This is a genomic window from Sediminibacterium sp. FW305-C-49, assembly GCF_058231085.1.
This window is the reverse complement of record NZ_JBIQXS010000001.1, coordinates 1,108,259-1,121,599: the sequence shown is the minus strand read 5'-3', so window position 1 is coordinate 1,121,599 and position 13,341 is coordinate 1,108,259. Positions and strand designations below refer to the sequence as shown.

Annotated in this window: 9 protein-coding genes; 6 read left to right on the top strand and 3 right to left on the bottom strand. The window is 41.1% G+C overall.

The features are described from left to right. Positions 1 to 130 precede the first annotated feature (130 nt). From uvrB to ACH3Z1_RS04690, 4 genes are all read left to right on the top strand, one after another. Positions 131 to 2,170, top strand: coding sequence for an excinuclease ABC subunit UvrB (gene uvrB / locus ACH3Z1_RS04705; protein WP_490820703.1), 2,040 nt, complete (start codon positions 131 to 133; stop codon positions 2,168 to 2,170). Between the two features lie 132 nt (positions 2,171 to 2,302). Next, on the top strand, positions 2,303 to 2,875 hold the full coding sequence (locus tag ACH3Z1_RS04700; RefSeq protein WP_490820702.1) for a 1-acyl-sn-glycerol-3-phosphate acyltransferase: 573 nt from the start codon (positions 2,303 to 2,305) through the stop codon (positions 2,873 to 2,875). A 14-nt stretch (positions 2,876 to 2,889) separates the two neighbouring features. After that, positions 2,890 to 4,530, top strand: coding sequence for an AMP-binding protein (locus ACH3Z1_RS04695; RefSeq protein ID WP_490820701.1), 1,641 nt, complete (start codon positions 2,890 to 2,892; stop codon positions 4,528 to 4,530). 182 nt (positions 4,531 to 4,712) lie between these two features. Next, positions 4,713 to 5,624, top strand: a complete 912-nt coding sequence (locus tag ACH3Z1_RS04690) for an OmpA family protein (RefSeq protein WP_490820700.1) — start codon at positions 4,713 to 4,715, stop codon at positions 5,622 to 5,624. 84 nt (positions 5,625 to 5,708) lie between these two features. Here the strand turns inward: ACH3Z1_RS04690 and ACH3Z1_RS04685 are convergent, their stop codons facing one another. Further along, positions 5,709 to 6,392, bottom strand: a complete 684-nt coding sequence (locus ACH3Z1_RS04685) for a hemerythrin domain-containing protein (protein WP_490820699.1) — start codon at positions 6,390 to 6,392, stop codon at positions 5,709 to 5,711. 241 nt (positions 6,393 to 6,633) lie between these two features. Here ACH3Z1_RS04685 and ACH3Z1_RS04680 point away from each other — a divergent pair, with 241 nt between their 5' ends. Beyond that, on the top strand, positions 6,634 to 9,024 hold the full coding sequence (locus ACH3Z1_RS04680; RefSeq protein ID WP_490820698.1) for an ATP-binding protein: 2,391 nt from the start codon (positions 6,634 to 6,636) through the stop codon (positions 9,022 to 9,024). Here ACH3Z1_RS04680 and ACH3Z1_RS04675 read toward each other — a convergent pair. Beyond that, positions 8,995 to 9,693, bottom strand: a complete 699-nt coding sequence (locus ACH3Z1_RS04675; RefSeq protein WP_490820697.1) for an alpha/beta fold hydrolase — start codon at positions 9,691 to 9,693, stop codon at positions 8,995 to 8,997. The two genes, ACH3Z1_RS04680 and ACH3Z1_RS04675, sit on opposite strands and share 30 nt — an antisense overlap. Before the next feature lie 215 nt (positions 9,694 to 9,908). Here ACH3Z1_RS04675 and ACH3Z1_RS04670 point away from each other — a divergent pair, with 215 nt between their 5' ends. Beyond that, positions 9,909 to 12,371 (top strand): outer membrane beta-barrel protein, encoded by a 2,463-nt coding sequence (locus tag ACH3Z1_RS04670; RefSeq protein WP_490820696.1) that lies wholly within the window; start codon positions 9,909 to 9,911, stop codon positions 12,369 to 12,371. 68 nt (positions 12,372 to 12,439) lie between these two features. Here the strand turns inward: ACH3Z1_RS04670 and ACH3Z1_RS04665 are convergent, their stop codons facing one another. Next, a complete protein-coding gene (locus ACH3Z1_RS04665) occupies positions 12,440 to 13,318 on the bottom strand; it encodes a helix-turn-helix domain-containing protein (protein ID WP_490820695.1) in 879 nt (292 codons plus the stop codon). Positions 13,319 to 13,341 lie beyond the last annotated feature (23 nt).

Genomic DNA, 13,341 nt, shown 5'->3' with positions numbered 1-13,341 from the left:
ACCAGAAATATTATTAGAAGGGGTCAATCTATCATAAATATACAAAACGGAAGCTTTCGCTGTTTCACAAGTTTTAGCATTGAAGAAAATATTTACACAGTAACTTTATCGTTTGTTTAAGTGAACAGTTATGCCATTCAAGCTTCATTCCTCCTATCAACCTGCAGGTGATCAACCCTCTGCCATCGCACAACTAACCGATGGTATACTGGATGGCGAACAATACCAGACATTACTCGGCGTAACAGGAAGTGGTAAAACATTTACCATGGCCAATGTGATCAACAATGTACAAAGACCCACACTGGTACTTACACACAATAAAACACTGGTGGCCCAGTTGTATGGCGAGTTTAAACAGTTCTTTCCCGAAAATGCCGTTGGTTATTTTGTAAGCTACTACGACTACTACCAGCCCGAAGCTTATATGCCGGTAAGTGATACCTATATTGAAAAAGACCTCAGCATCAATGAAGAGCTTGACAAACTCCGTTTACAGGCCACATCGCAATTGTTAAGTGGCAGAAGAGATATTATCGTGGTAGCAAGTGTGAGTTGTATCTATGGTATGGGTAACCCCACCGAATATGAAAACGGTATCATCCGTATTCATAAAGGACAGGTGATGTCGCGACAGGGATTTCTGCACCAGTTGGTAAACGCCCTGTACAACAGGAGTCAGGAAGAATTTAAAAGAGGCACATTCAGGGTAAAGGGCGATACAGTAGATATTAACTTACCCTATGTTGACTTTGGCTATCGTATCAGTTTTTTTGGCGATGAAATTGAAGAAATCGAAAGCATTGAAACAGCTACCAATAAACGGATTGGCTTAATGGATACGGCAGCCATCTTCCCCGCCAATCTTTATCTCGCACCCAAAGACATGATTCAGCAGGTAATGAACGAGATACAGGATGAAATGATGGCACAGGTAGAATATTTTAAAAATACCGGGAAGTTCATAGAAGCGCAACGCTTAAAAGAAAGGGTGGAATATGATCTGGAGATGATCCGCGAACTGGGTTATTGTAATGGTATTGAAAACTATTCCCGTTTTTTTGATCGCCGGAAACCCGGTACCCGTCCCTTCTGTTTACTGGATTATTTTCCCAAAGATTTTCTCTGTGTAATTGATGAGAGTCACCAGACCATTCCACAGGTTGCAGGTATGTATGGAGGCGACAGAAGCAGGAAAATGGTATTGGTTGATTATGGTTTCCGCCTGCCCAGCGCCATGGATAACCGCCCTCTGAATTTTCATGAGTTTGAATCGCTTGTGGGGCAAACCGTTTTTGTAAGTGCCACCCCAGGCGATTATGAACTGGAAAAAACAGGAGGTGTAGTGGTGGAACAGGTGGTTCGTCCAACTGGTTTGCTCGATCCTCCGATTGAAATAAGACCCAGTGTAAACCAGATTGATGATTTGCTTGATGAAATTGATAAACGTGTGAAGAAGGGAGACCGGGTACTGGTTACAACACTTACCAAAAGAATGGCTGAGGAGATGGATAAGTATCTCGGACGAATTAATATTAAATCGAAATACATTCACAGTGATGTAGATACACTTGAGCGTGTGGAAATTCTGCGTGACCTTCGTTTGGGTGTTATTGATGTGTTGGTAGGTGTAAACTTGTTAAGAGAAGGACTCGATCTTCCCGAAGTTTCGTTGGTGGCCATTCTGGATGCAGACAAAGAAGGATTTTTGAGAAATGAAAGATCACTCACACAGACTGCAGGCCGTGCAGCAAGAAATGTAGATGGACTGGTTATCTTTTATGCAGATAAGATGACAGAAAGCATGCAACGTACGATTGATGAAACAAGCAGAAGAAGAGAAAAACAGATAGCATACAATATTGCCCATAATATTACACCCACAACGGTCATCAAAAGCAAAGAGCAGGTGTTTGCACAAACATCGGTGCTCGATATTAAAGGATATGATCCTTCCAACCCTTACGCGCTGCAAAAAGATGAACAGCTGGTGTCTGTGGCGGCAGAGGAGCAGGTAGAATATAAAACCATCCCACAAATAGAAAAAGCCATCGCATCAACCAAAAAACAAATGGAAAAAGCCGCCCGCGATCTCGACTTTATCGAAGCCGCGCGTTTACGAGATGAGATGTTTGCTTTGCAGAGGAAATTTGAAAATTTGAAAATTTGACAATGGAGGAATTGGCATCTCCTTTACAACATACCTTAAAAAGAGCCTAAAATGAAGGCCGAAGGCCTCTTATCATTTTCAAATTTTCAAATTCCCGAATTTTCAAATTATCTTGTCTCCAACAGCTTGCCCATGAGACTACTCTGGAAAATCTACCTCTGGATAACAGGATGGAAGGTGCAAACCAATTTCCCCTATCATATTCCTAAATGTGTAGTCATCGTTGCGCCACATACCAGCGCCTGGGATTTTGTCATCGGACTTGCAGTGAGAAGTGTATTGCACTTACAGCACGTAAAATATTTAGGCAAAGCAGAATTATTTGAAGGTCGTTTTGGCTTTTTCTTTCGCCGACTCGGCGGTTATCCGGTCGACAGGTCCAACAAACACCGTATGGTTGATCAGGTAGTAGAACTTTTTAACCAACATGATCGTTTTGTATTGGCTCTTTCCCCTGAAGGCACCAGAAAAAAAGTAGACCGGTTAAAAACCGGATTTTATCATATCGCCAAAAAAGCAGGTGTACCCATTATCATGACGGCATTTGATTTTAAAAGGAAAGAAGTTTATTTCGCCGAGCCTTTTTATACAACGGATGATGAAGCGGCTGATTTCAGAAAAATCATTTCTTTTTATGCCCCTGTACAGGGAAAGAAGCCTGATCAGGGGCTGGCACATTTATTAACCGACACAACGATTCATTGATATAAACCCCCCCTATGTACTACCCGAATATCATTGAAAAATTCTGCCAGTATGAGCAGTCACAACCAGATAAACTTTTTTTAGCGGAACCTGTAAAGGGTGTGTATAAAACCTTTACCTGGCAAGAGGCGGGTAAGCAAATACGCAGCATGGCTGCGGCTTTGAATGCCATGGGCTTTGGTAAAGATGACAAGATTGCTATTCTCAGTAAAAACTGTGCACACTGGATCATGGCAGATCTCGCGATTGGTATGGCTGGTTGTGTATCGGTACCATTGTATCCGAATATCTCCGCCGATACCTTGCAGGAGATCATCATACACAGCGAGAGCAAAGCTATATTTATCGGTAAACTTGATCAGCCCGAACAAATCAGGAAAGGGGTTCCTGATTCACTTTCGCAGATCAGTTTTCCTTTCTATCCCAACAGCGGATGTATGAATTGGGATGAATTGGTTGTACAACACGCACCACTTACGCAAATTCCGAAACTTGATCCACAGGCATTGGCCTGTATTGTTTATACATCAGGCACAACAGGACAATCAAAAGGTGTGATGCACACTTACCACGCGATGGCATTTGCAGTAGAAGCATTCCTTAAAAATTTTCCCGCTATACGAAAAGAAATATTCTTTTCGTATTTACCACTCTGTCATGTAGCAGAACGCATGCTGGTGGAATGTGGAACCATTTTTACAGGGAGCACGGTTTATTTTGTAGAATCGCTGGATACATTTGCAGCTAACCTGGCACATACACAACCAACGGTTTTTCTGGCAGTACCGCGTATCTGGGAAAAAATGCAGGAGGGCGTACTGAAAAAAATGCCGCAGCAAAAACTCAATCGTCTTTTAAAAATTCCATTGGTTTCTGTACTGATTAAAAAAATGATCCGTAAAAAATTAGGACTGGCAAAAGCAAGACACATTTTTACGGGCGCATCACCCATCAATCCAGCTCTATTAAGATGGTATAAACAATTGGGAATAATTATACAGGAAGCGTATGGTATGACTGAAAATGTGGCGCTCTCTCATGTCAATAAAAAAGAGAATGCAAAATTTGGAACCGTGGGCCAACCTTACGCCGGTGTACAGGTACGATTGGGTAAAGACAACGAAGTACAGGTAAAAAGCGATGCATCAATGCTGGGTTATTATAAGGAACCAGCATTATCAGCACAATGTTTTGAAGATGGTTACCTGAAAACAGGAGATGAAGGCTCCATTGATGCAGAAGGATTTCTTACCATCACGGGTCGAATCAAAGACCAGTTTAAAACAGGTAAGGGAAAATATATTACGCCGGCACCCATGGAAAACCAGCTGCTGGCACATCAATTTCTCGGACAGGTTTGTGTGGTAGGATCGGGTCAGCCGGCTGCCATGGTACTTTGTACTCTAACGGAGCAGGCAAGAGATATGGATACGGTAGTTGTGAAAACTGAATTAGCTGAGTTATTGCAAACCGTGAATAGTAAACTTGAACACCATGAGCAACTGGCAAAAATGATTATTTGCAGGGATGAATGGACAATTGTGAATGGACTGCTCACCCCAACACTTAAGATTAAAAGAAAAAATATTGATCTGCAATACGGGGAACGTTATCCCGACTGGTATCGTACTACCGAAATGATTGTTTTTGAGTAGCTTCTCAGCGTATCCTCCCGTTCTCCCCTTCTCCTTGTTTAAAAAGTCCAGCAAATTCGGGACCTACTTTTAGGCAGACGCTATTAACAGGGGGAAGGGGAGAACGAGAGAAGCGGTTTTTAAAACCATACAATATTCTGGTATGGTTTTTCGTTGTATAGCAGGATAAAAAATGTAGAATCATGAGAACCAATCGTTTCATCGTGGCTGTGGCATCGTCTGTGCTGCTGTTTTCCTGTGTAAGTACCAAAAAGTTTAAAGAATCTGAAGCAAAATATACACAGTTAAGTGGCGCTTATCTGGAGATGCAGGGTAAATACCGTGAACTGCAGGATGAGATCAAAGACCTGGAAAACCAGCTTGCCAAATCAAAAGGGCAGAACAGCGATCTCAATACCCGCAAACAGGCACTGGAAGCACAGATAGCAGATTTGAATAAACAGATTGAGTTCCTGAAACAAAACAATACAACTGTTTTAAATCAGTTAAAAGATCTGTCGGTAGTAACGGGAGCACAGGCAGAAAGCATCAAAAAATCGCTGGAGAATATTGGCGCAAAGGATCTTTATATCAGGGATCTGCAAGGCTCTATTGCGCGTAAAGATTCGCTGAATATGGCATTGGTGATGAACCTGAAAGGTGCTATCGGCAATTTGAATGATGAAGACATCAATATTAAGGTAGATAAAGGTGTTGTGTATGTTGATATTTCTGATAAACTACTTTTCAAAAGTGCCAGCTATGAAGTAACCGACCGTGCCAAAGAAGTGTTGGGCAAAGTAGCAAAAGTGTTGAACGCACAACCTGAAATTGAATTTATAGTGGAAGGACATACCGATTCACTTCCTATTAAAACTTCCATAATTCAGGACAACTGGGATCTGAGTGTGAGAAGAGCTACAACAGTAGTACGCATTTTACAGGAAACTTATGGTATTGATCCTAAAAGAATGACTGCGGCAGGAAGAAGCCAGTACATTCCGTTAAAAGACAATGGAACTGCTGATGGAAGAGCAGCCAATCGCAGAACAAGAATTGTGATTCAACCCATGCTCGACCAGTTCTTCAAATTGCTGGAAACAAAACCTCAATAAGGCTTACTTACTAACCGACCATATACCAAAGAAGCCCTCCAGTATGGGGGGCTTCCTGTTTATATAGATGGGTAAGTAGATATTTTATACAAGCTCAACGCTAATGGCTTCCTGAATGGTATTGAATTGTGAGGCAGGTAATGCAGATGCAGCAAGTTCCAACATCTGATCCAACACAAAAGAAGGAGCTGTTGCCTGGATGGCTTTAAACCAGTCAACGATTTCATGTGTTGACAGTCCTTTCAGCATCCAGTAACTGTAACGTGCATTTTTCTCAGGAGGCAGGTTGGCAACAATCTCCATAGTAAGCGCATGCAGTTGTTCATCGGTAAAGTGCTGCCATAAAAGTTCTTTTATGATGACCTCTTCCATATTCATATGGCTCAGGTTAAATGCGGTGAACTCGGCTAATGAAAACTGAAGCTGCCGGCCCGCAAAAATTTTATCAGATGGCTTTCTCGCTTCCTCGTATTGCTCAATACAACCCTGTAAATGAGCGGCCAGCATATGGTCTTTATCATGCTGTTTTTCAAAATCATCAATTGTTTCGGGCGCTATTTTCTGGATAAGACTAAAAACTTTTGTGTCTTCAGTATGTGCGTGACTTTCAAAAAGCCAGATAAGTTCTTTTAGCGAAGCTATGGTTGTGGCAGCGCTGTTATCATCCGAAAAATTGGTGTGTTGTACCTCAAGGGAACAATGATACAGCATGGCGCGCAGCCCCTGGTGTATCTGGTGAAAAGGATTGTAACGTGTTTCGTGATTCATATGTAGTTTTTTATGGAATGGAACACAAAACTGTGATAAAGAATACGGTGCAGAAACCACATAAGAATGTGGTTGATGATCAGTGGTCGAAACAGGAGGAGACCGGCAGAATGACTACAGGAATGAAAGAAAAAAACTTTTGTATGAAAACAGGTTGATTAATTCGATATTTAGCAGAAGTTTTGAGTAAATTTAAAACGGAAGTGCTGATTCCCCCACAGCCACCTTCATAAGCAAGTCGATGAAACTTTATCCAAGATCCGAAAACCGTTATAAACTGGTTTTCATCCTTCTTTTATCCCTATGTTGTTCCGGCTTTTTGCAGGCACAGAAGCCTGTTGCAAAAAATGGACTGATTGATCTGAGAAATACCGATCTCAACAATCAGACAATTGCACTGGATGGTGAATGGGGTATATGCTGGCAACAACTTTGTGAGCCCGGACATACCGAGCAAATGACAGGTATGACTCCATTTCCCAAAAGATGGGATGATACACTAATCAACGGAAAAAAATTAACTGCTAAAGGGTATGCTTCATATGTACTTACAATCCTGCTCCCAAAAAATGCCAGAAATCTCGCGTTGGATGTACCAGATACCTATACTAGCTATAAACTTTTTGTAAACGATGACCTTTTTGTTCAATCGGGCGAACCGGGCACTACACGCGAAACAACCATACCTAAATGGCAACAGTTCACCAGAGAACTTTTTTCGAAATCAGATACCGTAAAATTAATTCTGCAGGTTGCCAATTTCGAACACTCAAAGGGGGGGCCTTATAAATCTCTATTGATTGGTAATAAAGAAACACTTTTTAAGCAAAGGGCAAAAAACAATGCACTCGATTTTATTTTAACGGGAAGTATCATCATGTGCGGCCTCTTCTTTTTTGGCTTGTATTTTTTTGGCCGATACGACAGAACCATACTTTATTTCGCTCTTTTCTGTATCACGTATAGTTATCGGATAGTTGGGGCTTCCCAATATGCACTGCATAGTTTTACAGCGAATGTTCCATGGATTGTAACAGTACACCTTGAATACCTTTCTTTATTTATCAGCGTAATCTTTTTTACACAGTACACCCAGAAACTGTATCCCGAAGACTCCAATAAATATATTACGGCCATTGAAACCTGGGCCTGTATAATTCTTTCGTTGATTACAGTATTCCTTCCACCAGCAATATTCACTACACTGATTAATCCGTTTCTGGTGGTAATGTTTAGTGTAATTGCCTACGCTGTTTATGTTTACATAAAAGCGTATCGGAAAAAACGACTCGGGGCCGGATATGCTTTACTAAGTACGGGTGTGGTAATGATTGTATTCATTATTATCAACCTGCAGTATTTTGGTTTTGTAGCACCACAAAAAGAATTACTCTTTGTTGGATATATTTCTTTCTTTTTTCTTCAGTCACTGATTCTCTCCTACCGGTATTCCTATTTACTCAATAAAGCAAAAAAAGAAGCAGAGCAAGGTCTGGTGGCCAAAAGCGACTTCCTGTCGAACATGTCGCACGAAATCAGAACACCACTTAATTCAGTAATCGGCATATCTCATATTTTGCTGGAGAACAAACCAAGAGAAGACCAGAAAGAACAACTGAATGTGTTGTTATTTTCAGCCAATAATCTTCTCACCATTGTCAATGATATTCTGGATTACAATAAGATAGAAGCCGGTAAAATTAATTTTGAATACATCGATATGGATCTGGTCAAAGTATTTCAGGATCTTTTATCGGGCATTAAAGCAGTAGCTGATGAAAAAGGGATAGACCTGATACTCGAAAAAGATCCTGCATTTAATACACGTATTATCTCCGATCCTACACGTATCAGCCAGGTAGTAGGTAATCTTTTGCAGAATGCCATTAAGTTTACCAGAAAAGGACATATAAAACTGGTGATTCGTCAGGAGAAAAAAAGCAAACAACATGTAACCCTGACCATACGAATAGAAGATACAGGAATTGGTATCGCAGCAGAAAAACAGAAACTTATTTTCGATCGCTTTACCCAGGCAGATACTTCTACCTCAAGAAGTTTTGGTGGCACGGGTCTTGGACTCGCGATCTGTAAAAAAATACTTGAATTACAGGGATCGCAGTTGCAACTGGAAAGCGAACCGGGAACGGGATCAACTTTTTTCTTTACACAAACCTTCCCGGTATCACAGGCATTTAATTTTAGTCAGGAAGAAACGCCGGTGGTAGAAATTGAAAAAGGAAGACCACTCAGTGGTATGTCGATGCTCATGGCGGAAGACAATGAACTGAATGTGCTGGTAGCCAAAACATTCCTTGAAAAATGGGGTGCGAATATTGATGTAGCGGTGAATGGCGAAGAAGCGGTAAAAAAACTAAACCCCGAAAAACACAAGCTGGTACTGATGGATATGCATATGCCAGTGATGGATGGCTATGAAGCGATTTCTGTTATAAGATCAAAAGGAATCGATATACCCATTGTGGCTTTAACGGCGAGTCTGCCATCTGAAGTGGAAGAAAAGGCAAAAGATTTATCCATTAACGCAATTGTTACCAAACCCTTTGAGCCGGAAGAGTTTTTAAAACTGCTGCTGAAAATATTACAAGGCCACACTGAAAAAGAAGGATAATATTTTTCCTGACAGCATCTTAATATCTATCTGTTCAACCGGATGAGCCGTGTTGCTGAGTATTTCTACAGAACCTTTTTGTAGCTGTTGTGCCGTATCGGTGGTTTCTTTCAGCGAAACCATATTGTCTTTATCGCCAATCAGTAACAATACTTCTGAAGAAATTTTTTCTAACTGAGCCCTGTTCAGTAATGGATGATTACCCAGTTGCAAAAGCATATCAGCCGTAGCATGTAACAGGTTTTTCCAATTGGCATCTCCATGTCTTCTGGCCAAAGCTGCCGCGAAAGCAGGAATTTTTTCTTCAATAATTTCAGGACGAAGCATTTTAACTTCTTTTGCCGCTATTTCAGGAGACCATTCGTATTTAGTACCCAGGGTTATGATTTTTTGAATCAATCCGGGATACAGCGCAGAAAGATACATGGCCACATATCCTCCCATACTATAACCAAATACGTAGGGGTTCTTTAATTCGTGGTTATTAATATAGGCTAGTGTTTCTTCCGCAAACAGTTCCATCGAAATGGGTTTACTGATTGATCTGCCATCATGCCCTGAAAAATTAAAACTGTGTACCTCATATTGCAAAGAAGCCAACTGGTCACGCAAAGGGCGTAACTGTTCTTCAGAACCAATGGCACCATGAAGTAAAAGAATCTGTTGCATAAACAAATATAATCAACTCGCCCCGGCCCTCTCCACGGTATAGAGGGGGGGTACATCCCCTTCTTCGCGCAAAGAGAGGGCTGGGGCGAGATCATGTAAATAAACGACACAATCATTTACGAAGCTTTCCGTTGATCAGCCTTCTTTTGCAACTCAACAGAATACAGGGGCAGCGGCTCTTACTGAAACAGATATTTGGTAGACAAACGGAACTCATGAAAAAATTGTACCCCCTGCTATTAGCAGTAGTATTGATTTGTGCATATACGAATACCCAGGCTCAACGCAATGGTAAAATAACAGTAACAATTCAGAACGAGCAGCAACAGGCCATAGAAAATGCAACCGTAGAATTGTTGCGATCAAAAGATTCATCATTGGTAAAAGCAGCCATAACCGATAAAACCGGAGCGGCTTATTTTGATAACCTGGTTTTCGCAGCATACCGTATACGAATATCGGCAGTAAGCTATACTACGAAATATACTTCTCCCATTGAGATAACAGCACAACAAACCGAACAGCAAATAGGAACCATTTCACTGACTGCCAGTGTTGCTGCAGCAAGTGAAGTAACTGTTACCAGCCGTAAACCATTTATCCAAAAGCTAACCGATCGTATTGTTGTGAATGTAGAGAACAGTATTGTAAGTGCAGGAAGTTCGGCACTGGATGTACTGGAAAGAGCACCAGGTGTTACGGTAGACCAGAATGATGCAATTGGCTTGAGAGGAAGACAGGGTGTGATTATTATGATTGATGGAAAACCCTCACCCATGACAGGTCCCGATCTGGCCAATTACCTGCGCGGACTTCCTTCAAACACGATTGAAAGAATTGATATCATCACCAACCCCTCTGCCAAATACGATGCAGCAGGCAATTCTGGCATTATTGATATCAGGATGAAAAAAGACCAGCGCATGGGAACCAATGGTACATTAACCATGGGTTATGGTCAGGGTGTATATCCAAAATCGAACGCAGGTATCACATTCAATCATCGGACAAAAAAAGTAAACCTGTTTGGAAATTATTCATACGGTTATCGTATGAACCTTAACCACCTGATACTGGACAGAAATTTTTACGACAACAATAAAGTATATACAGGAGGCGATTTAAAAGACAACTATACCAAAACCCCTGTTCATTTTAATAATACAAGACTGGGACTCGATTTTTTTCCATCCAAAAAAACCATCATCGGCGCTGTTGTAAGTGCCAACTTTAATAAAATAGGAAGAAGAAATGTAAATGGATCTGACGTGTTGAATGCGCAGAGACAAAAAACATCCACATTTCAAACCCTGGCTACCAACAACGATCATGCAGATAATGTGGTGGCAAATATTAACCTGAAACATTCATTTAATACCAGCGGAAAAGAACTAACTGCTGATATTGATTATGGTGAATACAATTCTGCATCACTTTCGCGTGTAGCCACCAAATATTATAACCTGAGTGGTGGCAGCCTGCAGCCCGATTATATTTTAGATGGCGACCAGGACGGAAAACTGATTTTGAGAACAGCGAAGGTTGATTATGCCAATCCATTAAAAGCAGGTGGTCGTTTTGAAGCAGGAGCCAAAACAAGTTATGTTTCGGCAGACAATGATGCAAAATTTTTCGACGTAAGTACCGGAACACCCCAGGATGATATCAATAAAACCAATCGCTTTAAATACAATGAGTATAACAATGCGGGGTATTTGAATTTCAGCAAAGAGTTTAAAAAATTCAGTCTGCAGTTGGGTCTTCGAGGAGAACATACAAAAATTAACACACACCAGATAAAAGGAGATATACGTTTTGATTCTTCTTATTTTCAGCTATTTCCAAGTGCTTTCTTTAACTATAAACTGAAAGAAGACCAGACACTGGGTATTTCTGTAAGCCGCAGAATCGACCGCCCCGGCTATTCACAACTAAACCCGTTTTTATTCCTGATAGATGTGACTACTTATTCTACAGGCAGACCGGGTTTGCTGCCACAGTTAACCTGGTCGTACGAGTTGAGTTATACCATGAAGAATATCAATTTTACATTGGGCTATAGTCATACCAAACAAAACCAGAATGTAGCCATTGCTCGTTTCAAAGATGTATTTCCGAATATTCCATCAGACGATAATGTTACCGTTCAGATTCCGGTAAACCTGCGTTCGCAGGATTATTATGGCTTAACGGTTTCTGCACCCTTCCGCATCAATAGCTGGTGGAACATGATCAATAATGGAAACGTATTCTACAACCATTTTAACGGAAGACTGGGTGGTACCACGCTCAATAATGGAAAACCCGCTTTTGATGTAAGAACAAATAATAATGTCATTTTAGGTAAGGGCTGGGTGAGCGAGTTCAATGTGAATGTTAATTCGGGCGGTCAGTATGGATTCATGGTCCTCGACCCACAATGGGGTGTAGCATTAGGCATACAGAAAACGATGATGAATAAAAAAGGAACACTTCGTTTTAACATCACAGATATTTTCTGGACCAATCTCCCTAAGGCAGTGATTACTTATAATAACTATATAGAAAAATGGAGGGCTTATCGTGAAACAAGGGTAGCCAATCTCACATTCACTTATCGCTTCGGAAAAAATACGGTGCAGGCTGCCAGAAGAAGGGCCACGGCATCGGAAGAAGAAAGAAGCCGGGCAGGGAACTGATTTAGAATAGTGAGGAGTGAGTAGTCAGTAGTGAGTAAAGGGATATTTCACTCACTACTCACTATCTTCTACCTGCCTACCAGCTCCTCCATCCTATTCTTACTATGCAATTTCTCCAGCAACTTCAGATGAGGCTGTAATTTTTTGAGCGTGTTTTTTTGCAGGAAACTTTTCAGGTGTTTATAGAAATGGCTATGATCGTAATAGCCATAATCGGCACTTTTAAAACTATCGGGTTCATTCACCAGATGTTCGGTGGCTTTGCGTATCCGCATGATCTGTATCGCGGTTTTGGTACTGATGCTGGTGGCCGTTTCAAAATAACGCTGTAATGTACGCGATGAAATACCATACTGTTTCGCAAAATCTTCAACAGGTGTAATAAAATCGCGGCTGTTTTCGCAATGTGCAAGTATTTCAGAAACAATCTGTATGGGCTTTAGTGAACCCGAATATTGCTGAATAATTTTTTCGAAATACTGTGTCAATAACTGCACACGCTCTTCAAAACTATTGGCTTTTTTTACCTGTGAGAGAATACTGGCATCCATGAGATAACTCAATGGGAAAATATATTCCCTGTATTCAGAGAAATTGATCTTCTTTTCAAAAATAACAGGTGATATCTTGAACTTGATGCCAAATAGTTTATTGCCTGGCTGGTGATAACATTCAATGGCGCGGTGACGGGGAAGAAAACCATCCGTCTTCATATCAAATTTTCTGTCGCCAATCTGCATCACAAAGGGTGTTCCCAGGTTGAGCAGATAGGTATAACCGGTATTGGGAAATAAAGCGTCTGAAAATCCTTTGGGATATTGATCCCATAGCGCGTCAAACTCGGTCTCCCAGAAGAAGTCGATAAAATAGGAAATAGACTCACCAGCTTTCTCCCGCCGATAGTTTTGGTTGAAATGTTCGGTATGAAAAAATTCTACGTGTTGCACCTTGTATTAAAGGTAGACAGGCG

Coding starts and splice junctions, on each gene's coding strand:
- uvrB (WP_490820703.1), top strand. CDS start 131: ATGCCATTCAAGCTTCATTCCTCCTATCAACCTGCAGGTGATCAACCC.
- ACH3Z1_RS04700 (WP_490820702.1), top strand. CDS start 2,303: ATGAGACTACTCTGGAAAATCTACCTCTGGATAACAGGATGGAAGGTG.
- ACH3Z1_RS04695 (WP_490820701.1), top strand. CDS start 2,890: ATGTACTACCCGAATATCATTGAAAAATTCTGCCAGTATGAGCAGTCA.
- ACH3Z1_RS04690 (WP_490820700.1), top strand. CDS start 4,713: ATGAGAACCAATCGTTTCATCGTGGCTGTGGCATCGTCTGTGCTGCTG.
- ACH3Z1_RS04685 (WP_490820699.1), bottom strand. CDS start 6,392: ATGAATCACGAAACACGTTACAATCCTTTTCACCAGATACACCAGGGG.
- ACH3Z1_RS04680 (WP_490820698.1), top strand. CDS start 6,634: ATGAAACTTTATCCAAGATCCGAAAACCGTTATAAACTGGTTTTCATC.
- ACH3Z1_RS04675 (WP_490820697.1), bottom strand. CDS start 9,693: ATGCAACAGATTCTTTTACTTCATGGTGCCATTGGTTCTGAAGAACAG.
- ACH3Z1_RS04670 (WP_490820696.1), top strand. CDS start 9,909: ATGAAAAAATTGTACCCCCTGCTATTAGCAGTAGTATTGATTTGTGCA.